The 22,133-nt window shown below is 69.4% G+C and carries 21 protein-coding genes; 10 read left to right on the top strand and 11 right to left on the bottom strand.

Translation table 11 applies throughout. From position 1 onward, the window contains the following. Positions 1-232: 232 nt before the first annotated feature. Complete coding sequence (locus tag CEG14_RS12460) at positions 233-1,144, bottom strand: LysR family transcriptional regulator (protein ID WP_094826666.1); 912 nt, start codon at positions 1,142-1,144, stop codon at positions 233-235. A 95-nt stretch (positions 1,145-1,239) separates the two neighbouring features. Here CEG14_RS12460 and CEG14_RS12465 point away from each other — a divergent pair, with 95 nt between their 5' ends. Further along, positions 1,240-2,190: a DMT family transporter gene (locus tag CEG14_RS12465; RefSeq protein ID WP_094826667.1), complete on the top strand. Its 951-nt coding sequence runs from the start codon at positions 1,240-1,242 to the stop codon at positions 2,188-2,190. Between the two features lie 6 nt (positions 2,191-2,196). Here the strand turns inward: CEG14_RS12465 and CEG14_RS12470 are convergent, their stop codons facing one another. Next, on the bottom strand, positions 2,197-2,868 hold the full coding sequence (locus tag CEG14_RS12470) for an ABC transporter ATP-binding protein (RefSeq protein ID WP_176461484.1): 672 nt from the start codon (positions 2,866-2,868) through the stop codon (positions 2,197-2,199). Between CEG14_RS12470 and CEG14_RS12475 the strand changes: the two genes are divergently transcribed. Further along, positions 2,867-3,523 (top strand): arylesterase, encoded by a 657-nt coding sequence (locus CEG14_RS12475; protein WP_176461485.1) that lies wholly within the window; start codon positions 2,867-2,869, stop codon positions 3,521-3,523. The genes CEG14_RS12470 and CEG14_RS12475 overlap by 2 nt on opposite strands. An 80-nt stretch (positions 3,524-3,603) precedes the next feature. Here the strand turns inward: CEG14_RS12475 and CEG14_RS12480 are convergent, their stop codons facing one another. Beyond that, positions 3,604-5,565 (bottom strand): SurA N-terminal domain-containing protein, encoded by a 1,962-nt coding sequence (locus tag CEG14_RS12480; RefSeq protein ID WP_094826669.1) that lies wholly within the window; start codon positions 5,563-5,565, stop codon positions 3,604-3,606. A 454-nt stretch (positions 5,566-6,019) separates the two neighbouring features. Between CEG14_RS12480 and ugpQ the strand changes: the two genes are divergently transcribed. Both ugpQ and CEG14_RS12490 read left to right on the top strand, forming a co-directional pair. Next, positions 6,020-6,778, top strand: a complete 759-nt coding sequence (gene ugpQ, locus CEG14_RS12485) for a glycerophosphodiester phosphodiesterase (RefSeq protein ID WP_094826670.1) — start codon at positions 6,020-6,022, stop codon at positions 6,776-6,778. Between the two features lie 9 nt (positions 6,779-6,787). Further along, entirely contained in the window at positions 6,788-7,648 is an 861-nt protein-coding gene (locus tag CEG14_RS12490; RefSeq protein WP_094826671.1) for a 23S rRNA (adenine(2030)-N(6))-methyltransferase RlmJ, read from the top strand. A 62-nt stretch (positions 7,649-7,710) separates the two neighbouring features. Here the strand turns inward: CEG14_RS12490 and CEG14_RS12495 are convergent, their stop codons facing one another. The 3 genes from CEG14_RS12495 to CEG14_RS12505 form a co-directional block, all read right to left on the bottom strand. Continuing rightward, positions 7,711-9,132 carry a dihydrolipoyl dehydrogenase gene (locus CEG14_RS12495; protein WP_094826672.1) on the bottom strand — a complete coding sequence of 474 codons (1,422 nt, stop codon included), beginning with the start codon at positions 9,130-9,132 and terminating at the stop codon, positions 7,711-7,713. A gap of 126 nt (positions 9,133-9,258) precedes the next feature. After that, entirely contained in the window at positions 9,259-9,987 is a 729-nt protein-coding gene (locus tag CEG14_RS12500) for a glutathione peroxidase (RefSeq protein ID WP_094826673.1), read from the bottom strand. A gap of 130 nt (positions 9,988-10,117) precedes the next feature. Then, positions 10,118-10,315, bottom strand: a complete 198-nt coding sequence (locus tag CEG14_RS12505) for a heavy-metal-associated domain-containing protein (protein WP_094826674.1) — start codon at positions 10,313-10,315, stop codon at positions 10,118-10,120. 322 nt (positions 10,316-10,637) lie between these two features. Between CEG14_RS12505 and cueR the strand changes: the two genes are divergently transcribed. The 6 genes from cueR (at position 10,638) to CEG14_RS12535 (ending at position 16,936) form a co-directional block, all read left to right on the top strand. Then, positions 10,638-11,033 carry a Cu(I)-responsive transcriptional regulator gene (gene cueR, locus CEG14_RS12510; RefSeq protein WP_094826675.1) on the top strand — a complete coding sequence of 132 codons (396 nt, stop codon included), beginning with the start codon at positions 10,638-10,640 and terminating at the stop codon, positions 11,031-11,033. A gap of 98 nt (positions 11,034-11,131) precedes the next feature. Beyond that, positions 11,132-12,064: a LysR family transcriptional regulator gene (locus tag CEG14_RS12515; RefSeq protein WP_094826676.1), complete on the top strand. Its 933-nt coding sequence runs from the start codon at positions 11,132-11,134 to the stop codon at positions 12,062-12,064. A 177-nt stretch (positions 12,065-12,241) separates the two neighbouring features. Then, positions 12,242-14,320, top strand: coding sequence for an FUSC family protein (locus tag CEG14_RS12520; protein WP_256985672.1), 2,079 nt, complete (start codon positions 12,242-12,244; stop codon positions 14,318-14,320). Beyond that, entirely contained in the window at positions 14,310-14,504 is a 195-nt protein-coding gene (locus tag CEG14_RS12525) for a DUF1656 domain-containing protein (RefSeq protein ID WP_094826677.1), read from the top strand. The genes CEG14_RS12520 and CEG14_RS12525 overlap by 11 nt, the downstream gene beginning before the upstream one ends. After that, on the top strand, positions 14,497-15,426 hold the full coding sequence (locus CEG14_RS12530; protein WP_094826678.1) for an efflux RND transporter periplasmic adaptor subunit: 930 nt from the start codon (positions 14,497-14,499) through the stop codon (positions 15,424-15,426). Before CEG14_RS12525 ends, CEG14_RS12530 begins: the two co-directional genes overlap by 8 nt. A gap of 10 nt (positions 15,427-15,436) precedes the next feature. Beyond that, positions 15,437-16,936, top strand: coding sequence for an efflux transporter outer membrane subunit (locus tag CEG14_RS12535; RefSeq protein WP_094826679.1), 1,500 nt, complete (start codon positions 15,437-15,439; stop codon positions 16,934-16,936). 67 nt (positions 16,937-17,003) lie between these two features. Here CEG14_RS12535 and rlmD read toward each other — a convergent pair whose 3' ends face one another. The 5 genes from rlmD to CEG14_RS12560 form a co-directional block, all read right to left on the bottom strand. Continuing rightward, entirely contained in the window at positions 17,004-18,413 is a 1,410-nt protein-coding gene (gene rlmD / locus CEG14_RS12540) for a 23S rRNA (uracil(1939)-C(5))-methyltransferase RlmD (RefSeq protein WP_094827522.1), read from the bottom strand. 128 nt (positions 18,414-18,541) lie between these two features. After that, positions 18,542-19,291: a TorF family putative porin gene (locus tag CEG14_RS12545; RefSeq protein WP_094826680.1), complete on the bottom strand. Its 750-nt coding sequence runs from the start codon at positions 19,289-19,291 to the stop codon at positions 18,542-18,544. A gap of 426 nt (positions 19,292-19,717) precedes the next feature. Continuing rightward, positions 19,718-20,302: a hypothetical protein gene (locus tag CEG14_RS12550; RefSeq protein ID WP_094826681.1), complete on the bottom strand. Its 585-nt coding sequence runs from the start codon at positions 20,300-20,302 to the stop codon at positions 19,718-19,720. A 162-nt stretch (positions 20,303-20,464) separates the two neighbouring features. Further along, complete coding sequence (locus CEG14_RS12555) at positions 20,465-21,244, bottom strand: 3'-5' exonuclease (protein ID WP_094826682.1); 780 nt, start codon at positions 21,242-21,244, stop codon at positions 20,465-20,467. Beyond that, on the bottom strand, positions 21,241-22,128 hold the full coding sequence (locus tag CEG14_RS12560; RefSeq protein WP_094826683.1) for a peptidoglycan DD-metalloendopeptidase family protein: 888 nt from the start codon (positions 22,126-22,128) through the stop codon (positions 21,241-21,243). The genes CEG14_RS12555 and CEG14_RS12560 overlap by 4 nt, the downstream gene beginning before the upstream one ends. Between the last annotated feature and the right edge of the window lie 5 nt (positions 22,129-22,133).

The raw sequence follows: 22,133 nt of genomic DNA on the forward strand, positions 1-22,133 counted from the left end.
TCCCCTGCCTGGCGCCCCGATCGGACGCCATGGCGCGGCCATTGCACCGCACGGTGTGCCGGGGGTCCAATCGTTAGTTTGGATGTGCAGGTATAAATTCTGCTTAGGGGTCGCGCCCGCGCACCCCCGCATCGGCCGCAACGCCAATGCTGGCGCGGGTCTCGGGGGATCGGCGGAAAGCCGGGGACGGGGTCGGGCGGGCGCGGCCGCACCTGCGTGCGCGGGAAATCCCCTAGGCGCGCGGCACGCCGGAATAGTCGTGGCGGCCGGCCACGGCGTGGGCCAGCTCCGCCACCGCGCGCGCCGCATGGCTGTCGGGGCCCTGCATCCAGGTGGCCGTGAACGACAGGCCCGGCAAGGGGTCGGCCTGCACGTCGAGCACGCACAGCTCGCCGCGCGCCAGTTCCTTGTCGAGGAAGCCCGGCGCGATCACGCTGACGCCCATGCCGTCGATCGCCATGCGCACCACCATCGAGAGCGAGGCGCTGCCATACATGCGCGGCGCCTTGACGCCGCCGCGCGCCAGCATGTCGCGCACCATGCGATAGGGCTCGCTCGACGAGGGGTAGGTGATGACGGGGTGCCGCCCGAGGCACTCCAGCGTGAGCGGCCCCGGGCCCAGGTCGAGCGCCGGGCTTGCGACCCAGGCCAGCGAATAGGTGCAGAGCGGCAGGTTCTCCATGCGCTCTTCCAGGATCGGGCCCATCAGGAAGGCCACGTCGATCTGCCGCGCAATCAGTTGCGCGCGCAACACATGGGTGGTGTCGACCTCGATCTCCAGCACCAGCGCCGGATGGGCCGCGTGCACGGCCTCCAGCAGCTCGGGCAGCCAGGTCTGGACGATGGTCTCGGCCACGCCGATGCGGACCCGGCCGCTCATCACGTTCTGTGCCCGCGCCGCCTCCAGCAGGTCGCTGCGCACCTGCAGCATGCGCTCGGCGTGCGGCACCAGCTCGGTGCCCTTGCCGGTGAGCGTCACGCCGCGCGCATCGCGCTCGAACAGGCGCACGCCCAGCTCGTCCTCGAGCGAGGCGATGCGTTGGGAGATGGCGGGCTGGGTGGTGTTGAGCTTTTCCGAAGCGGCCCGGAAGCTGCCGAGCGTGGCCACCCAGAAGAAGGTCTCGATCTGTCGCAGGTCTATCATGGAGCGCTATTCCGGAGGCGTTGAGCGTATCATGATCGCCTCGCGCCGCCTAAGACCAATCCCCACCACCCGGCGCGCGCATCGAGGAGACACGCATGCAACGGGCCCAGACAGGCCTGGCCGCGCCAGCCGGCGCGGCTTCGACCGCGGCACCCACCCACACCCTGCTGGGCATCGGGCTGCTGGTGTTGTCGATGTGGACCCTGTCGGGGCTGGATGCCAGCGGTAAATGGGTGATGGCGGCCGGCGTGCCGCTCATGATCCTGTGCTGGGTCAGGTACGTCGTGCATCTGGTGCTGGTCCTGGCGCTGGTGGTGCCGGCGCGCGGCTGGGGCATCCTGCGCTCGCGCCGGCCGCGCGACCAGATCGTGCGGGGCGGCGCGATGTTCTGCGCCACCCTGGTGTTCTTCACCACCCTCACCTATCTGCCGCAGGCCGAGGCGACGGCGATCAACTTCCTGGCCCCGCTGATCGTGCTGTCCGTCGCGCCCTGGGTGCTCAAGGAGCCGCCGCGCATCTCGCGCTGGATCGCCTGTGGCGTGGCGTTCGTGGGCGTGCTCATCATCATCCGTCCGGGTGGCGGCCTGCATCCGATGGGCGTGCTGTTCGGCCTGCTGACGGCCTGCTGCTTCGCGGCCCAGTTCATCGCGACGCGCCGCGTCGCCACCGACAACCCCTACACCTCGCTGATCTGGAGCGGCGCCGTCGGCACGCTGTGCCTGACGCTCGCCCTGCCCTTCACGCTGCCGGCCGCGCTGCCGGTGCTGCGCGAGCTGAGCCTGGGCAACTGGGCCCTGCTGATCTCCACCGGCCTGTCCGGCGCGCTCGGGCACCTGCTGCAGATCGGCGCCTACCGCAACGCCGCGGCCTCGACGCTGGCGCCGTTCGTGTACCTGCAGATCGTGAGCGCCACCGCGGTGGGCTGGCTGTTCTGGGATCACTTCCCCGACGGCCTCACCTGGCTGGGCATCGGCATCATCATCGCCAGCGGCGTGGTGATCGGCGTGCTCGAATGGCAGCGCGGCCGCCGCGCCCGCCTCGCCTGACGCGGCTCAGTTCGCCAGCCGCCCCGCCGCCAGCACCAGCTGGCTGCCGCAGCGCGCGGCCAGGTCCGGGTCGTGCGTGACCAGCACCAGCGTGGTGCCGTGCTCGCGGTGCAGATCGAACATCAGGTCGATCACCTTGGCGCCGGTGGCCGCATCCAGGCTGCCGGTGGGCTCGTCGGCAAACAGCAGATCGGGCTGGACCACGAAAGCGCGTGCCAGCGACACGCGCTGCTGCTCGCCGCCGGAGAGCGTGCGCGGATAGTGGTGCAGCCGCTCGCCCAGCCCGACGCGCTCCAGCATCGCCTGCGCGGCGGCGCGGGCCGGCTCGCCCGAGAGCTCGAGCGGCAGCATCACGTTTTCGAGCGCGGTGAGGTTGGGCAGCAGCTGGAACGACTGGAACACGAAGCCGACGTGGTTGGCGCGCAGGCGCGCGCGGCCGTCCTCGTCGAGCGCGAACAGGTCCTGGCCGGCCAGCGCCACGCTGCCGCTGCTGGGAACATCCAGGCCCGCCAGCAGTCCCAACAAGGTGGACTTGCCGGAGCCGGAGCTGCCGGTGATGGCCAGGGCCGCGCCGGCCTGCACCGTAAATTCGATACCATCGAGGATGGCCAGCTCGCCCCCCGCGTCGGCGACCACCTTGCCCAACCCCTTCACTTCGATCGAGTTCTTGCTATCCATGCGACTATTTTTCCGTGTGCTCGTTGCGACAGTCATGACGGCGGCGGCCGTGCCGGCCACTCAGGCTCAGACCCCGGCCCAGGCGGCCGGTTCCCCGCACACCATCGTGGTGGTGGGTGACAGTCTGTCTGCCGAATATGGCATCAAGCGGGGCAGCGGCTGGGTGCCGCTGCTCACCCAGCGTCTATCCGAACAATACCCCAACTACCGCGTGGTCAACGCCAGCATCAGCGGCGACACCACCAGCGGCGGCGTGGCGCGGCTGCCGGCGCTGCTGCGCGACCACCGCCCGGCCATCGTGGTGCTCGAGCTCGGCTCGAACGACGCCCTGCGCGGGCTGCAGCTCGACATGACCGAGAAAAACCTGCGCAGCATGGCCGCGGCCTCGCGCCAGGCGGGCGCCCAGGTGCTGATCCTCGGCATGCAGATCCCGCCCAACTACGGCCGCGACTATGCCCAGCGCTTCGCCCAGGTGTTCACGCGCGTGGCCGAACAGGAGCAGACCCGGCTGGTGCCGTTCCTGATGGACGGCATGGCCACCGACCGCGCGCTGTTCCAGGCCGACGGCATCCATCCCAACGAGCAGGCCCAGCCGGCCCTGCTCGAAAACGTCTGGCCCGAGCTCGAGCCGCTGCTGGCCGCGCCCAAGGGCTGAGCCCGGCAGCGCCGGCGCCCCATGCAAAAAGGCCGGTCCCACGCGCGTGGGACCGGCCTTTTTGCTGGCGCGGCGAAGGATCAGCCTTCGGCCGTGGCCTGGCCCTTGATCGCCTCTTCGGCGGCGGGCAGCACCTGCACCTTGTAGTTCTCGCGCAGCACCTTCAGCAGGGCCTCGTCTTCGGCGGCGCCCCAGGCGTTGTTGAGCTGGCCGGCCAGACCGGCACGGTTCTGCTCCTGCGTGGCGCCCGGTTCGACCTTCTCGACGCGCACGACGACGAAGTCGGGGCCGACGGCGGCGCCGGCATAGGCCGGCAGCGCGCCGGCCGGTTGGCGCATGACGGCCTCGAGCACGGGGGCCGGCAGGTTGAGCGGGGCCTGGCGCGACACGGTCATGGGCGAGCCGAAGCCCTCGGGCACGGTCTGCGGCACGGCCTGCGCGGCCTTCAGCGCCTCTTCGCCCGCGGCCTTGGCAGCGGCGGCGGCGCGCTCGTCGAGCAGACGCGCGCGAATCGTGTCGCTCACCTTCTCGAGCGGCGGGATCTGCGACGGCGTGGCCTCGGCCACGCGCACGGCCAGCATGGTGTCGGGCGAGAGCGTGATCACGCCGGAGTTCTGCTTGTCGCGCAGCACTTCGGGCGAGAACAGCACCTGGCGCACGCGCGGGCTGTCGAGCAGCTGGGCGTCGTTGCTGGTGGCGGCGGCGCCCGGGCCGGCCTGGTCCGCGGGCAGCAGGCCGGTGCGGGTGATGCCGGCGGCGCTGCGGATCTTCAGGCCGAGCGCGTCGGCGGTGGGTTGCAGGCTGTCGCGCTGGTCGTAGACCAGGGTGTTCATCTGCGTGGCCATCTCGGCGAAGCGATTGGCGGCGACCTGGCGGCGGATCTCGGTGGTGATCTGGTCACGCACCTCGGCCAGCGGCTTGGACTGGCCCGGCTTCAGGTCGGTCAGCTTGAGGATGTGATAGCCATACTGGCTGCGCACCACGCCCGAGACCTGGTCTTTCGACAGGCCCTGGATCGCCTTGAGCAGCTCGGCCGGCACGGCGTTGCCCGACACCCAGCCGAGGTCGCCCCCGGTGGCGGCCGAGCCGGCGTCCTGCGATTCCTTCTTGGCCAGCTCGGCGAACCCGGCGGGGTTGGCGGCGGCTTCGGTGGCGATGGCCTGGGCGCGCGCTTCGGCGGCCTTGCGGGTTTCGTCGTTGGCGCCCGACGGGACCTGGATCAGGATGTGGGCGGCACGGCGCTGTTCGGGCGTGCCGAAGCGGTTTTTGTTTTGCTCGTAGTACTTCTGGATGTCGTCGTCGCTGACCTGCACGCCCTGGGTCGCGGCGGCTTCGTCGAGCACCAGGTATTGCGCCTGGACCTGCTCGGGCACGCGCAGCGATTCCTTGTTGGCGTCGTACCAGGTCTGGATGTCTTGCGGGGTGACGGTGACCTTGGAGCGGAAATCCTCGGCCGTGAAGACGCGCAGCTGCAGGGTGCGCTGCTGCGTCAGGGCCTGCTCGATGCTGCTCACGACTTCGGCGGGCACGCGCGCGGTGGTGCCGACGGGCTCGAGCACGCGGGCCACGGCGAGGTCACGGCGCAGGCCGTTTTCGAACGAGGTGGGCGACATGCCCTGCGCGGCCAGCACCTGGCGGTAGCGCTCCGGCGAGAAGCGGCCGTCATCCTGGACTTCGGGGATCGCGGCGATCGTGTTGCGCAGCGTGGCGTCGGACACCGAGAAGCGGTTGTCGATCGCGACCTGGGCCAGCAGGCGCTGGTCGATCAGCTGCTGCAGCAGCTGACGGCGCATCTCGGGCGTGTCGATCAGCGCGGCGTCGAATTGCGAACCCATGCGTTGGCGGAACTGCTCGAGCTGATTGCGGTGGGCCGAATCGAACTCGGGACGCGTGATCGCCTGGCCCGCCACCGTGGCGAGTTCGGGATCGCGGTTGACGAAGCTGTCGTAGCCCTGCACGCCCACCAGCACGAACGAAGGCACGATCAGAATCAGCAGGATGAACTGCAGCCAACGCCGATGGTTGCGAATAGTCTCAAACATGGAACCCCTGTTGCCTAAGCTCTTGTGGCAGCCCCGCGACCAGCCCCAAGAAACGCATAAAAAAAGGCGAACGTTTTCGCCCGAATCTCTCGACCGGCAGCACGCAGGATTGCGCACCCGGTACAACCGCCGGAGTTTAACACCTAGGACACGCAGGAGGGAGTGCGCCCCACGGCCCGCGCCGACGGGCCGGCGGCCCTGCCGTGCCCCCTATCGCCGCCCACTGCGTCCACCACGGCGTCCCCCGTGGCGCTGCCCCGGTCTGCCCCGGCCGGCGCGCCCGCCCCGGCCCGGCGGGCGGGCGCCGGGCGCGGCCCGGGTCGCGGCTGCCGGCGGCGCCCGGGCCCTTCCGCCCCCCGATAAAATGGCGGTTCGCGGTATGCTTCATACCCTGCGCGCGCCCTTGCGGGCGCCCCCATCCCCTCCCCTGAATTCTTCTCCGAGGCAGTCGTCCATGACCTCCCCGCGCCCGTCCCTGCCGGCCTGGCCCTATTCCCCCTACATCGCGCACCGTGGCGGCGGCCGCCTGGCGCCCGAAAACACGCTGGCGGCCATGCGCGTGGGCGCCGCCCAGGGCTTCACGATGTTCGAGTTCGACGTGAAGCTCTCGGCCGACAACGTGGCCATCGTGATGCACGACGACACGGTCGACCGCACCAGCGACGGCCACGGCCCGGCCGCGGCGCAGACCTACACCCAGCTCTCGCTGCTCGACGCCGGCAGCTGGCACTCGCCCGCCTACGCCGGCGAGCCCATCCCCAGCTTTGCCGCCGTGGCGCGCTACACCCGCGCCAATGGCATCGCCTGCAACGTCGAGATCAAGCCCTGCCCGGGCCGCGAGGTCGAGACCGGCGCCATCGTGGCGCGCCTGTGCAGCCAGTACTGGGCCGGCGCCGACGTGCCGCCGCTGCTGTCCTCGTTTGCCGAGGCGTCGCTGGCGATCGCGCAACGGGTCGCGCCCAAGCTGCCGCGCGCGCTGCTGGTCGAGACCGTGCCGGCCGACTGGGAGGCGCGCCTGAACCAATACGACTGCGTGGCGCTCAACATCAACCACAAAGACGCCACGCCCGAGCTGATCGACGCCGTGCACGCGGCCGGCTATCGCATCGCCGCCTGGACGGTGAACGATCCCGAGCGCGCCCGCCTGCTGCTCGACTGGGGCATCGATGGCATCTTCACCGACGTGCTGGACCAGATCCGGCCCGCCGCCTGAGGCCCCGACGTGTTCAGCTACCGCCACGCCTTCCACGCCGGCAACCATGCCGACGTCCTCAAGCACGCCATCCTGGTGAGCGTGCTCGAGCACTTCAACCGCAAGGACGCGCCGTACTGGGTGATCGACACCCACGCCGGCGCCGGCCTGTATGCGCTCGACAGCGACTGGGCCAACAAGAACGCCGAGTTCGCCGACGGCGTGGGCCGGCTCTGGGACCGCAAGGACCTGCCGCCGCTGCTCGAAACCTATGTCGAACGCATCCGCGACTACAACCCCGACGGCCGCCTGCGCCACTATCCGGGCTCGCCCTGGATCACGATGGATGCCCTGCGCGACCGCGATCGCCTGCGCCTGTTCGAAATGCACCCCACCGAGTCCGGCGTGCTGGCCCGCAACCTGGACCAGCGCGACCGCCTGATCCAGCGCCAGACCACGATCTACGGCACCGACGGCTTCGAGGGCATGAAGGCGCTGCTGCCGCCGCCCACGCGCCGCGGCGCGGTGCTGATCGACCCTTCCTACGAAGACAAGCAGGACTACCGCCGCACGCTGACCGCGGTGAAGGAAGGCATCAAGCGCTTCGCCACCGGCACCTTCGCGGTCTGGTACCCGCTGGTGCAGCGGCGCGAAGTGGCCGAGATGGCGCGCCAGCTCGAGCGCCTGCCGGTCAAGAGCTGGCTGCACGCCACGCTGTCGGTCAAGCGCCCCGCCGGCGACGGCTTCGGCCTGCACGGCAGCGGCATGTTCCTGGTGAATCCGCCTTGGACGCTCGAGGCCGAGCTCAAGCCGGTCATGCCGTTCCTGGCCCGCGAGCTGGCCCAGGACGAGCGCGCCACCTACACGCTGCAGTATCGCGAGAATCCTTGAGCCTCACGAGCGAAAGCCCCCCGGCATCGTCGATGCCGGGGGCTTTCTTCATGCGCGCGGGATCAGGCCACCTTGCGCTGGCGCTCGGCCTGCGCCGTTGCCAGCCGCGCCGCGGCATCGCGCAGCGCGGTGCGCAGGCCCTCTTCCACCACCGGGTGGTAGAAGGGCATCTCCAGCATGCGGGCGATGGTCAGCTCCTGCTGCACGGCCCAGGCCAGCAGATGGCCGATGTGCTCGGCGCTCGGGCCCACCATTTCGGCGCCCAGGAAGCGGCCCGAATCGATCTCGGCATACACGCGCAGCATGCCGCGGTTCTTCAGCATCACCCGCGAGCGGCCCTGGTCGCCGAAGTCGACCTCGCCGGTCACGGTGGCGCCGGCCGGCAGGCGGGCGAAAGGCGTGCCGATGAGCGCGATCTGCGGATCGGAGAACACCACGCCGAGCGCCGCACGGCGCGGGCCGGGCTGCACCTCGGGAAAGCGCGCGGCATTCTCGCCCGCGATGCGGCCCTCGTCGGCGGCCTCGTGCAGCAGGGGCGCGTCGGCATTGGCGTCGCCCGCGATGAAGATCGCGCTGCTGCCGGCCTGCATCGTGTGGCGGTCATAGAGCGGCACCCCGCGCGCATCGAGCTTGAGCGAGGTCTGGTCCAGGCCGAGCCGGTCGACGTTGGCGCGGCGGCCGGTGGCCACCAGCGCGTAGTCGAAGCGCTCGGTGCGTTCGGTGTTGTCGAGCGCCACGTAGCGCACTTCCACCTCGTCACCCACGCGCTTGGTGTCGAGCACGCGCGCATCGGGATCCAGGTAGAACTCCTGCTGGAACACCTTGCGGGCGCTATCGCGCACCTTGGGGTCGGTGATGCCGCCCAGGCTGCCGCTCACGCCGAACACCCGCACGGTCACGCCGAGCCGGGCCAGCGCTTGGCCGAGCTCCAGGCCGATCACGCCGGGACCGAACACGGCCACGCGGCGCGGCAGCGTGTCCCATTCGAACACGTCGTCGTTCACCATCAGGCGGTCGCCCAGGGCCAGGAACGGCGGCGGCACCGAGGGGCGCGAGCCGGTCGCGATCACCACGCTGCCCGCGTGCACCTCGGTGTGCTCGTCCACCCGCAGCACCGTGTCGCTCAGGAACCGCGCATAGCCATGCAGCTTGTCCTCGGCCGGGATGTTCTCCACGCCCTGCAGCACGAAGCCCACGAAACGGTCGCGCTCTTGCTTGACGCGGTCCATCACCGCCGCACCGTCGACGCTGACCGGACCCGCGACCCGCACGCCGAAGGCGTCGGTGTGGGCGGCCGCATGCGCCGCCTCGGCGGCCGCGATCAGCAGCTTCGAGGGCATGCAGCCCACGCGGGCGCAGGTGGTGCCGTAGGGCCCGCCCTCGATCAGCACCGCACGCTTGCCGGCGTTGCGGGCGGCACGATAGGCGGCCAGGCCGGCGGTGCCGGCGCCGATCACGGCGATGTCGGTATGCAGCGTTTTCATGATTATTCCTGTGGGTGATGCGCGGGCGAGAGGCGGCACGAGGCCGCCGCGCCAGCAGCGCTGACGAGGCAGAAGCGAAATCTTCGGGAAGAACAGGCCCGGACGTCGTCCGGGCCCGTCGGGACATCAGGCGAAGTGTGCCTTCAGGTCATCCAGGCCGCCGATGTGGTTGCCGTTGATGAAGACCTGCGGAGCGGTCGCCTTGCCCGAGACCGCGCCGATCACACGGCCGCGGACCTTGTGCTCGAGCGGGATCTCGATCGCGTCGTAGCCCTTGGCGTCCAGCAGTGCCTTGGCTTGCACGCAGAACGGGCAGCCCGGCTTGGAGAACACCACGACCTGATCCGGCTTCTTCGCGTCGGGCGCGATGTGGGCCAGCATCGTGTCGGCGTCCGACACTTCGAACGGGTCGCCGTCTTTCTCGGGCTCGATGAACATCTTCTCGACCACGCCGTCCTTCACGAGCATCGAATAGCGCCAGCTGCGCTTGCCGAAGCCGAGGTCGCTCTTGTCGACCAGCATGCCCATGCCGGCAGTGAATTCGGTGTTGCCATCGGGCAGCAGCGTGATGTTTTCCGATTCCTGGTCCTTGGCCCATTCGTTCATGACGAAGGTGTCGTTCACCGACACGCACACGATGGTGTCCACGCCGGCGGCACGGAAGGCCGGGGCCAGCTCGTTGTAGCGCGGCAGGTGGGTCGAGGAGCAGGTCGGGGTGAACGCGCCGGGCAGCGAAAACACGACGACCGTCTTGTTCTTGAACAGGTCGTCGGAGCTGACCTTCTTCCACGTGTTGCCTTCGCGGATCGGGAAAACAACATTGGGGACGCGTTGGCCTTCACGGTTCTGCAGCATTCAAAATTCTCCTTGGGGTGTCTGTGGCGTCGCGCCACCATGACCAGAACTTTAAACAAACACTATCGTCATGGCTAATTCAATTATTTTAATCAATCATTAGCCACAGACTATCGCCCAAAGGATTCGATTAGATTTTCTTCGGTTGGTAGCCGGCGTCGTGGATCGCCGCCTCTGCCTGGGCGGCGGCGCTGTCGGGCGACACCTGCACCTGGTGCGTGGCCAGGTCGATCTGGACCTCGGCGCCGGGCACCACCTTCTGCACGGCCTGGGTGATGGTCTTGACGCAATGGCCGCAAGTCATGTCCGAAACAACAAAGGTGACCATGGTTGGCTCCTGTGAAAGGTACGTAGGAAAGTATCGGTCGGCTGCCCCGGGGCGGCCGACGTTTCAATGCAGAACAAAGCTTAGACCTTCCTATGATGGTAAGGTCAAACGCCGGATCGGCGGTCCGTTTTGGGCTTGCGCGCGCCCTTGCGCGCCCCCCCGGACTCGCCCCTGCCCCGGCCGAGCTTGCGCAGGCCCCGGCTTGACCTTCCAATAATTGGAAGGTACATCATGACGTCGATTGCGCATCCGCAGGGCCCGGCCCGACCCGGGTCTTGCCCCAGCCTCATGCGGCCTGAAGGAGCCCACCATGTCGAGTCCCATGAACATCGGACAGGCGGCCAGTGCCACCGGCATTTCGGCCAAGATGATCCGCTATTACGAAAGCATCGGCCTGATCGGCCCGGCCACGCGCACCGACGCGGGCTACCGCGTCTACACCGACGCCGACCTGCACATGCTGCGCTTCGTGCGCCGCGCCCGCGACCTGGGTTTCTCGGTCGAACAGATGCACGAGCTGCTGGCGCTGTGGCGCGACCGCAGCCGCGCGAGCGCCGACGTCAAGCGGCTGGCGCTCGACCACGTGGCCGAGCTCGAGCGCAAGGCCGCCGCTCTGCACGACATGGCCGACACGCTCAAGCACCTGGCGCAGCACTGCCACGGCGACGAGCGTCCCGACTGCCCGATCCTCAACGATCTGGGATTGGTGCAGCATTGAGCGCCCGGATATTTGCGCTGTGGTGCACCCGCTTGCATGCTTCTTTCGCCATGCCAAAGATCCTATGATTGCGTGCAGGTAAATCATAGGAGGTCGCCATGTCGCGCCCGGATCTCAATCTCCTGCTGGCGCTGGATGCGCTGCTCGATGAGGGCAGCGTGGTCGGCGCCGCGCGCCGCATGCATCTGAGCGCGCCGGCGATGAGCCGCACGTTGAGCCGCATCCGGGAGGCGCTGGGCGATCCGGTGTTCGTCCAGGTCGGCCGCAAGCTCCTGCCCACGCCCAGGGCGCTGGCGCTGCGGGAACAGGTGCGGGCCGCGGTGGAACAGGCCACGCAGGTATTCGCCGCCGACACCGAGATCGACCTGAAAGCGCTGGATCGGCGTTTCAACGTCCGCGCCACCGACGAGTTCGTGAGCATTCATCTGGGCCATCTCCTGGACGCGATGGCGCGCGAGATGCCGCGGGCGATGCTGCGCTTTTCGCCGGAGGAAGACGACGTGGATGAGGAGGCGCTGCGCAGCGGCCGCATCGACCTGTTCATCAGCGCCTCGCGCAAGCTGGGGCCGGAGATCCGCGTGCAGCCACTGTTCACCACGACGTTCGTGGGGGTCGCGCGCGCCAACCATCCGATCTTCGACGAAGACATCACGTCCGAGCGCCTCACGCGCTGGGAGCATATCCACGTGTCGCGGCGCGGCAAGGCCACCGGGCCGGTCGATGCCGCGCTGGAGGCGCAGGGGCTGCGCCGGCACGTCGCCCTGGTGCTGCCCAACCCGTACGCGGCCCTGTTCGCCTTGCAGGACTCGGATCTGCTGTTGCCGTTGCCCCGGCATCTGGCCAGTACTGCGCTGGCCGCAGGCCTGCGGATTCGTGTGTTCGACCTGCCGACACCGCTGGAAACGGTGCTGCTGACCCAGGCCTGGCACCCGCGCCTGGAGGGCGACCCGGCCCATCGATGGCTGCGGCAGACCATCCATACGCTCTGCAATGAGAGCCAGGCGCAAGCCGCCCTGCGCGCCAAGCCCTGACCGAACGACCGCCGCCATGCATGCGTCTCACGCAATCACGCCGATGCAATAAATTCACTTTTCGGAATGATTGGCTCTGCCTACAGTGACGCGTATTGATCATTGTGGAAGGGTTGCATCGTGCCTACGCCGAACCTGCCCGGCGCGGATTCGGGAGCGTCTTCGCGCCGCTCCCCGTTGTGGCAGCCGTTGGCGCGTGGCCTGCCCTATCTCGATCTGACCACGCCCCGCGCGACCTATGTGATGCGCTCGATCCTGGCCGCCTGCCTGGCGTTGACGGTGGCGTATCTGCTGGAACTGCACGGCCCCTACGCGGCGGCCTCCAGCGTGCTGCTGGTCATCAATCCCGTCCAGGGCGGCGTGATCGGCAAGGGGGTGTGGCGCGTGCTGGGCACGCTGGTCGGCATGCTGGCGGCCATTGTGCTGATGAGCGCCTTTGGCCAGATGCCCTGGCTGTTCCTGCTCGGTTTCGGCCTGTGGCTGGGATTGTGCGTGGTGGGCATGACCCTGCTGCGACATTTCCGCGCCTACGGCGCCACGCTGGCAGGCTATACGGTGGGCCTGGCGGCCTACGGCGCCATGCAGCATCCGGAACGCACCTTCGACCAGGTCATGGGGCGCGGCGCTTCCGTGGTGATCGGCGTGGTCTGCCTGGCGCTGGTGTCGGCGCTGTTCAGCAGCCGCGGCGTGCAGGGCCGCCTGGCCGCGCTGCTCGACCGCCTCGCGGCCGCGACGGCGGACGTGCTGGCAACGCCCGCCCAGGCCATTCACGGCGGCGCCGGCTCGGCCGCCCTGCCCCTGGATGCGGGACGGCGCGCGCTCATCACCGACGTGTATGGCGTCGATGACCTGCTGGCGCTGGGCAGAGCCGAAACCGCCGACCTGGCCCATCGCGCCGCCACGGTGCAGCACGCGATGGTGTCGCTGTTTTCCGCCCTGGTGGGCGGTGCGCCACCGCTGCGCCGACATAGCGCCAGCTTCGCCGCGCTGAGCGCGTTGCGGCCCGACTGGGAACAGGCATGGCGGGAGGTCGGCCGGGCCCTCGGGCAGGACCCCGGACCGGGCGGCAGGGCACGTGCCGTCCGGCTTCTGACCGACCTGCGCGCCCGGCTTCTGCGCGCGCTCGCCGCCGCCTCGCTCGACGACGCCGCCGAGCAGGCGGCACTGATGATCGCGGGCGATCGCTTGATCGAGCAGCTCGACGACTACCTGCAAGCCCTCGAAGCCATCGCGCGTTTCCACCAGCCCAGGCCGCCGGCGGCGCGCGTGTCCGTGCCGTTCCACCGCGATGCCGCGGCGGCCTTCCGGAACGGGGTGCGGGCCCTGACGACCGTGCTGATGGGCGGCGCCTTCTGGATCGCCACCGGCTGGACGGAAGGCAACATGATGCTGGCGGGTTTGGCCGCTGCATGCGCGCTGCTGTCCACCGCGTCCGATCCCGCGCTGGGCGCGATCCAGTTCATCAAGGGCACGGCGGCCGCCGTGGTGATGGCCTTTCTGTGCACCTTCATCGTGCTGCCGCACGTCTCGGGCCTGCCGCTGCTGCTGGTGATGCTGAGCCTGTTCTGGCTGCCCGGCGTGTACGCCACCACGATGCCGCGCCGGGCCTTGGCGGGCGTGGCTTATCTGGTGGCCTTCACGACCCTGGCGGCGCCGGACAACCCGATGCGCTATGACTTTGCGCAGTTCCTCAATGGCGCCGTGGCCTGGCTCCTGGCGACGTGTTTCACGCTGCTGGGCTTCAGGATCGTGCTGCCGCGCAACGGCGCACGCGAGGTCACGCGCTTGCGCCAGCGCATCCGCGCCGCGGCGCTGGGCACCCTGCGCGGCGAGCCGGCGGATGCGTCGACCTGGCAATGGCGCCAGCAGCATCGCATCGCGCAACTCGGTGCCTTGCTCAGAACGCAGCCGCAGGCAATGGATCGCGCCATCGCCGAGGCGCTGACCAGCCTGCATCTGGGCCGGGAAGTCCTGCGCCTGCGACGCTGGCTGGGCCGGGCCTCCGAGGACGCTGCGTGGGCGGGCCGGGTGGCGCGCACGCTGCGCCATATGCGCCAGCGGGCCGGTGACCCCGTGCGGGCCGCGCGCCATGCCCGCCACGCGGCCGCCTCCCTGACGCGTTTGCCGGCGCGGTCCGGCGCCGCGACGGATGACGTGCGGCGCGCGACAGCCGTGCTGCTCGACATCGCCGCGCTGCTGGAACGCCATGCAGACGACGTTCCGATCCTCTCCGGAAGCCAAAGCCATGCTCAGTGAATTCTCGTTGGCCGGCATCTACCTGCCGCCGTTCTTTGCCTACGCCTGCCTGGCGCTGCCGATCTATCTGGGCCTGCGCTACCTGCTCGCACGCAACGGCGTGCTGCGCTGGGTGTGGCATCCCGGCCTGTTCGAATTCGCCCTCTCCCTTTGCCTGATTTCCCTGTTGGTGCTTTATGTCTGAACGCTCATTTTCCGCCCCGCGCCTGCTGCGGGCCGGACTCACGCTCGCGGTAGTCGTGGCCGCCGGGTTTCTGGTCAGCGCGCTGTGGCGTGCCTACGTCGTCTCCCCCTGGACCCGCGATGGCCGTGTCAGCGCGCAGATCGTGCGCATCGCCCCCGAGGTGTCGGGCACCGTCGCCGAGGTCTCGGTCGCGGACGACCAATACGTCAAACGGGACGAGGTGCTTTATCGCATCGACAATGCCAGCTACGTGCTGGCATTGGCCCAGGCCGAGGCGCAGCTGACGACGGCCGAGGTGTCTTTGCGCCAGAAAACCGACGAGGCGCGGCGACGCCGGGGCATGGAGAGCCTGGTGCCCGCGGAGGACATCCAGCGGGCGAATCAGGCGGTGGCCATCGCCCAGGCCGAACTGCGCGGCGCACGGGTCGCCGTGGAGCGGGCGAAGCTGGATCTGGCGCGCACCGAACTGCGTGCGCCGACCGATGGCTACGTCACGCGCCTGCGCCTGAACAAGGGCGACTACGCCATCGCGGGCCAGCCGAATCTTGCCCTGATCGACGCCCACAGTTTCTGGATCACGGGGTATTTCGAGGAAACCAAGCTGCGCGGCATCCAGCCCGGTGCGGCGGCACGCATCCGCCTGATGGGCTTCGGCCAGGTGTTGTCAGGGCGGGTGGCCAGCATCGGGCGCGGCATCGCCGACAGCAACCAGCAGGCCGACGCGCAGGGCCTGCCGAGCGTGGAGCCCAGCTTCAGTTGGGTCCGACTAGCGCAGCGCATTCCCGTACGCGTCGAGTTCGAGCATGTCCCGCGCGAGGTCGTGCTGGCCGCCGGCATGACCGGCAGCATCGAGGTCACGCCGGCGGCAGGCACACCGGTGCCGCACGGCCGGCTGATTTCGCTGCTGCATCGCTGGATGTGAGGACAAGACCATGCTCGCACCCATCGCTCGCACGCCGCCGCGTCTGCGGCAGGCCATGCTGGCCGCGCTGCTGGCCGCCCTGACCGGCTGCACCGCCGTGGGCCCGGACTACCGCACGCCCGCGCTGGACGTACCCGCGCACTGGATCGAGGCCGGCGCCGCCGCGTCCGGGGAGAACCCCGATGGCCTGCGCACCTGGTGGCGCGCGTTCAACGATCCCTTGCTCGACCGCCTGGTCGAGCAGACCCTGGCACACAACCAGGAACTGGAGATCGCCTTGGCACGCCTGCGCCAGGCCCGCGCCGAGCGCGTGCAGATCGCCGCGGCCGCCCTGCCCGACGTCTCGGTCGGCGCCGTGGGCGAGGCCGTGCGCGGCAGCAAGGCGCTCAGCGCGCAGCCCGGCGGGCGCGCACGAACCTGGCAGCTGGGATTCGATGCCAGTTGGGAGCTGGATCTGTTCGGCGGCACGCGTCGCGCGGTCGAGGCCGCCGATGCTGGCATCCAGGCGCTGGCGGAGGACCATCGTGCGCTGCAAGTGAGCCTGGTGGCCGAACTGGTGTCCGACTACGCCGGGCTGCGCGCCGCGCAGCTGCGTCTGGCCATCGCGCTGGACAATATCCGCACCTTGGCCGAGGCCGAGCGCCTGGCCGAACGGGCGCACCGCAACGGCCTGGGTACGCTGGCCGACGTCACCCAGGCCCGTGCCGAGCGCGAGACGGCCGAGGCGCAGCCGCCCTTGCTGGAAGCGGACATCGCCCGTTTCAGCCATGCCATCGGTGCGCTGGCGGGCGGGTTTCCGGGCAACTGGCATGCCGCCCTCGCGACGCCCGCGCCCGCGTTGTCCCTGCCGGCCGACCTGCCGCTGTCACTGCCTTCGGAAGTGATTCGCCAACGCCCGGACCTGCGCGCGGACGAACGACGCCTGGCCGCCGCCACCGCGCGGATCGGCGTGGCCGAGGCCGAACGCTTCCCCACGTTTCGCATCCCCCTGGGGATCGGCACCACCGCCAGCGCCATCCACGACCTGTTCTCGGGCGCCAGCCTGGCGTGGTCTGCCGCGATGCAGGGCAGCCAGCCCCTTTACGACGCCGGCCGCGCGCGGGCCGGCGTGAGCGCGGCCCAGGCCAACGCAGACGCCGCGCGGCGCGTCTACGAGCGGGACGTGCGTTCGGCGCTGCGCGACGTGGAAGACGCCTTGACCGCATGGTCCAGCGAACGTCGACGGCAGGCCGCCTTGCAGCCGGCCGTGGCCGATGGCCAACGGGCCCTGCAACAGGCGACCCAACGCTATGCGCGTGGATTGAGTGCCTACCTGCCGGTGCTGGTGGCGCAACGCAGCCTGAACCAGGCGCGCGATGCGCTGGCCCTGAGCCAGCTGGCGCAGTTGCAGGGCGGCATTGCCTTGTACAAGGCGCTCGGGGCGGGATGGTCCGACACGACGCTCGTCCCGGCGCCCGGCCAACACGCCGCCGCGCCCGAGCCCTTGCCCGGCGCCGCGCCGGGACGATGATCCCGGCGACCTGATCGCGCGGCGTCTTTACGCCGGCGTTCGCCTGCCGCGGATGCGGCGAGCGCGCTCAGGCGGCGGCCTGCTCCGCCTGTTGCGCGGCCAGCAGCGCGGCCTCGGCGGCCTTCTCGCGCGCCTGGGCCTGTGCCTGCAGCACCAGCTCGGCCGGCTGCGATTCGAACACCGCGATCGACTCGACGTGGCCGGTGTGCGGGAACATGTTGATCACGCCGGAAGCCTTCATCACCCAGCCCCCTTCGTGCGTCATGATCGCCGCGTCGCGCGCCAGCGTGGCGGGCGCACAGGACACGTAGACGATGCGGCGCGGCCGCTCTTCGGGCGCGAGCAGCGAGAGCGCCTGCGCCACCGCGTGCGCGCCTTCGCGCGGCGGATCGATCAGCATGCGGTCGAAGTAACCCAGGCCGCGCAGCCATTCCACGTCGACCTCGAACAGGTTGAGCGTGGCGAAGCTGGTGCGATCCTGCAGGCCATGGCGCGCGGCCGCCTCGTAGGCGCGATCGGTGAGCGCCTTGCTGCCCTCGACCCCTACGGCCTCGCGGCCCTGCGTGGCCAGCGGCAGCGTGAAGTTGCCCAGGCCACAGAACAGGTCGGCGACGCGATCGGTCGGCTGCACGTCGAGCAGTTGCAGCGCGCGCGACACCATCGCGCGGTTGATGGCGTGGTTGACCTGCGTGAAGTCGGTGGGACGATACGGCATGCGCAGGCCGAACTCCGGCATCGTGTACGCGAGGCGCTCGGCATCGGCCGGCTCGAGCGGATGGACGGTGTCGGGGCCCTTGGCCTGCAGCCACCATTGCACGTCGTGCTCGGCCGCGAAGCGGCGCAGGATGGCGATGTCGTTGTCGGTCAGGGGCTCGAGATGGCGCAGCGTCAGCGCGGTGGACTGGTCGCCCAGCGCCACTTCGATCTGCGGCATGCGGTCCGGGCGCGACATCTGCGCGATCATCGCGCGCAGCGGCATCAGCAGCGCGCTCACATGCTTGGGCAGCACGTGGCATTCGCGCATGTCGGCCACGTAGCTGCTCTTGCGCTCATGAAAGCCCACCAGCACGCCGCCCTTCTTCGGCACCACGCGCACCGACAGGCGGGCGCGATAGCGGTAGCCCCAGGTCGGGCCCTGCAGCGGCGGCAGCATGCGCGCCGGCTTGATCTTGCCGACGTGCCAGAAGGTGTCTTCGAGCGCGCGCTGCTTGATCGCCACCTGTGCGGAGGGCTCCAGGTGCTGCATGGCACAGCCGCCACAGACGCCGAAGTGCGGGCAGCGCGGCACGACGCGTTGCGACGACGGGCGCAGCACCTCGTCGACCCGCGCGATTTCATAAGAAGGCTTCTTGCGCACCGTCGTGGCAGTGACGCGCTCGCCGGGCAATGCGCCCTCCACGAACACGACCTTGCCCTCGCGGCGCGCGATGCCCCGGGCTTCGAGGTCCAGGGATTCGATATTCAATACGTCGAGCATCTCGCACACATCCAGATTCAGCAGCAGCCGCGCATTGTAAGGCAGGTGCGGACAAAGCTCGGGCGGACTGCGTCCCCCAAAATCGGGGCACCCAGTCCGCCCGAGGCGGCACGCGGCCGGGAGGTGCGTCAGAAGGCCCGCGAGACCGAGAAGACCGCGCCCAGGCGGCCCGACGGATGGCCATTCTTGGTGGGCAGCCAGTTGTCCTTGTTGGCGCCCACGGCGGCCAGGCCCACGACCCAGCCCTTCAGGTCCTTGGTGACGCCCAGCTTGTAGTCGACGTAGTGGCCGATGTCGTCGCCATCCATGTTGACCTGGTTCTTGAGCTTCTGATAGCCGAGGTGGCCGACCAGGCCCCAGCCGTCGCCCAGGTCGAACGTGGCCGTGCCGTCGAGGTACCAGGTGCCCTTGGTGTCGGGCGCGGAGAAGAAGTCGCCGGGCGTGTACGAGTACTTGAGCGAGTAGTTGGCGTAGCTCAGGCCAAGGTAGAGATCGGTGTTGTTGTAGTTGCCGCCCTTGGGCGAGCTGGAGCCGGGGTAGTAGTAGTGCAGCACGCCCACGTCCAGGCCCAGGCCGCCGCCCACGTCGCCCTTCCAGCCGCCGTAGAAGTCCATCTCCAGATTGCCGTCGGTGAAGACGAAGTCGGAGACGTTCGAGTTCCAGTTGCCGAGGTAGAAGCCCGAGCTGTGCGCGAGGTCGAAGCCGACCTGCACGGCCGGGCGGAAGTTCGTTTGCGAGTAGCCCCGGAAGCGGTAGTCGCTGACGACGGCGGCATTGCCGCTGAGCGAGAAACCGGCGCCGAGATCGGTGGGTTCGGCGTGCACGGGGGCCACACATGCAGCAAAGGCAAACGGCAGGGCAAGCAAGGACTTTTTCATTTTGCACGGATCCTGATGGTAGGAGTCAACGGCGGATGTTTGCTGCCCATCGCGCCTGTCCGGCCGATCGCGTCGAATAGCTCCCCTCCCCGATCGGCCCATCTCCGCTCAAGCAATGTCCATGCCAACTTTCACGGCCCTGTCATGGGACGGTCATGCCCGCCCAGGACGCGCGCGTGCGCACCGCATTGGTGCGACACGCCCGCCGCGAGACACCCGGATTGCGCCATCCCGGCGCAGCGCGCGCCATCCATGGGCATGCCAGCCGGCGGTTCGATGCGCATGCAACGATTGCGGTGCGCGCGGATCTGCGAATACCACGGCCGCCGCATTCGGACCGCCGCAACCCGAGGCCCACGCCGCCGACCGCTCCGCGCCCAACGAAAAACGCCCCGGCCGGGGCCGGGGCGTCGTCGCGCTATACCATTACTGGGCGGGCGCGGGGGCCGGGGGCGGCGGCGGGGGCGCGTCACCACGGTGGCCCTTCTTGGCCATGCGCTCTTCCATCTTGGCCGAGCGCTCCTTGACCAGCTTGGTGACCTGGTCGCGCTGACCCGGGTTCAGGCTGTCCCAGACGGCCAGCCACTGGTCGCGAACCTTGTCGCCTTCCGCGCGGAACTGATCGCGGCTCTTCTCACCGGCGGCCGACAGGGCGCGCGGATCGAGCTTGTTGGCGGCAAGCTGTTCCTTGAGCAGCTGATGCTCGGCACGGCCGGCCTCGAAACGCTGCTTCATCAGCGCTTCCTGCGACGCGCGGGCGGTGTCGAACAGGCCTTGCTGCTTGGCATCGAGCTTGAGGGCGTCGATGTCGGCCTTGGACAGCGGGCCGATGCCGGGGATGAACGCGCCATCGCGCATTTCACCGCCGTGGCGCGGGCCCTTGTGGCGGGCCTCGGGCGCCGGCTTGCCGTCTTGCGGCGCAGCCATGGCCGGGGCGACGAAGGCGCCGGCGGAAATCACCATGGCCAGACCGGCCAGCGAGGAGCGCAGAGCGAAACGATTGCGGGACATGAGGTACCTCCTGAATGAGTAGAACGCGAGGCTATTGTTGGCCGGGGCCGATTTCAGGCAGGTTTCGTTTTCGGCAGGTGTGTTTCAGTCGATTGCGCGGGGGCGGAAAAAAGAAAACGGCTCCGCGCGGGAGCCGTTTGCCGGGTCCGAGCGACACGGGCCTCAGCTCGCGTCCCAGGCGGCCAGGTATTCGCGCCAGTGCGGCGCGTCGCTGGCCGACAGGGTGTCGCGCACCAGCGCGATTTCCTGCTCGTACGCGACCTGGTCGATCTCGCCGCGCATGAAGCGGAAACGGCAATACACCAGCCAGGTGTTGACCACGTCGGTTTCGCAATAGGCGCGCACCGCGTCGGCCTGGCCTTCGTTCCAGGCCTGCCACACCTTGCTGCCGTCCATCCCGAGCTTGCCGGGAAAGCCGCACAGCTTGGCCAGCTCGTCGAGCGGCGCATTGGCGCGGCCGTTGTACTTGGCCAGCAGGTCCATCAGGTCGATGTGGCGATTGTGATAGCGGCTGATGTAGTTGTTGAACTTGAAGTCGCGGTCTTCCTCGCCCTGGTCCCAGTAGCGCGGCGCCTGGATGCCGTGGATCAGGCTGCGGTAATGCAGCACGGGCAGGTCGAAGCCGGAGCCGTTCCAGCTCACGAGCCGGGGCGTGTAGCGCTCGATCGTCTTGAAGAACTGGTTGAGCAGCGCCGACTCGGGATCGTCGGGCTGGCCCAGCGTCTTGACGCGAAAGCCGTTGTCGTCGCGGAAGACGCAGCCCACGACCGCCACCTTCTGCAGGTGCAGCGGCAGGAAGTCGTGGCCGACGGCCTCGCGGCGGGCGGCGAAGGCGCGCTCGGCCACTTCCAGGTCGGAGACGTCGTCGCCCCAGCCGTGCAGCCGGCGCAGGCCGGCCACGTCGGGCAGGGTTTCCAGATCGAAAACGAGCGTGGGCGTCATCGCGGAGGCAGGTATTGCAGCGGGTCGACGGGCGTGCCCTGGCGACGGATCTCGAAGTGCAGCTTGGGCGACGTGGCGTCGGTCTGGCCGATCTCGGCGATCTTGGTGCCGCGCTTGACGTTCTGGCCGGTCTTCACGAGCAGCGCACGGTTGTGGGCGTAGGCCGTGATGAAGCCGTTGGTGTGATTGATGATGATCAGGTTGCCCAGGCCGCGCACACCGTTGCCGCTGTACATGACCTTGCCGTCGGCGGCCGCGATCACCGGGTCGCCGGGATTGCCGGCGAAATCGATGCCCTTGCTGTTGCTGTTGAAGGTCTGGCTGATCTGGCCGGTGGACGGCCAGCCCCAGCTGATCACGCCGGCATCGGCCGCGCGGGCCGGTTGCTTGGGCGGCGTCTCGGGGGGCGGCGTGCCGGAGGCGACCTGGGTGCTGGTGTCGGGCTCGGTGCCGGTGGGCGGCGTGGTGCCGGCCGGCTGGTCGAGCGGGCGCGGCTCGGTCTTGGTGGAACCGATCGGCGTGGTGCTGGTGCCGGCGCCGGCGGTGGCCGTGCCGGACACGCGCAGCACCTGGCCGACGTGGATCTGGTTGGGATCGGACAGGTTGTTCAGGCGCTTGACCGTCTCGAGATCGACGTTGTTTGCGCGCGCAATCTTGTAGAGCGTGTCGCCGGGCTTGACGACATAGGTGCCGCCGCTGGCCTGGGCGCTCGTGGAGGCGCCGCCGCCCGTCATGTCGACGACCGGGGCACGCTTGCCCGTGGAGGTGCAGCCGGCCAGCACGGCCAGGCACAGCAGGCCCGTCATCAAGGCGGGGCGACGCAGGCGCGCGGCGAGCGCGCCCTTCAGAAAGGGGTCGGTCAGTTGCAACTGCCCGTTGAGCATACGAT

Source organism: Bordetella genomosp. 1 (assembly GCF_002261335.1).
GTDB lineage: Bacteria > Pseudomonadota > Gammaproteobacteria > Burkholderiales > Burkholderiaceae_B > Bordetella.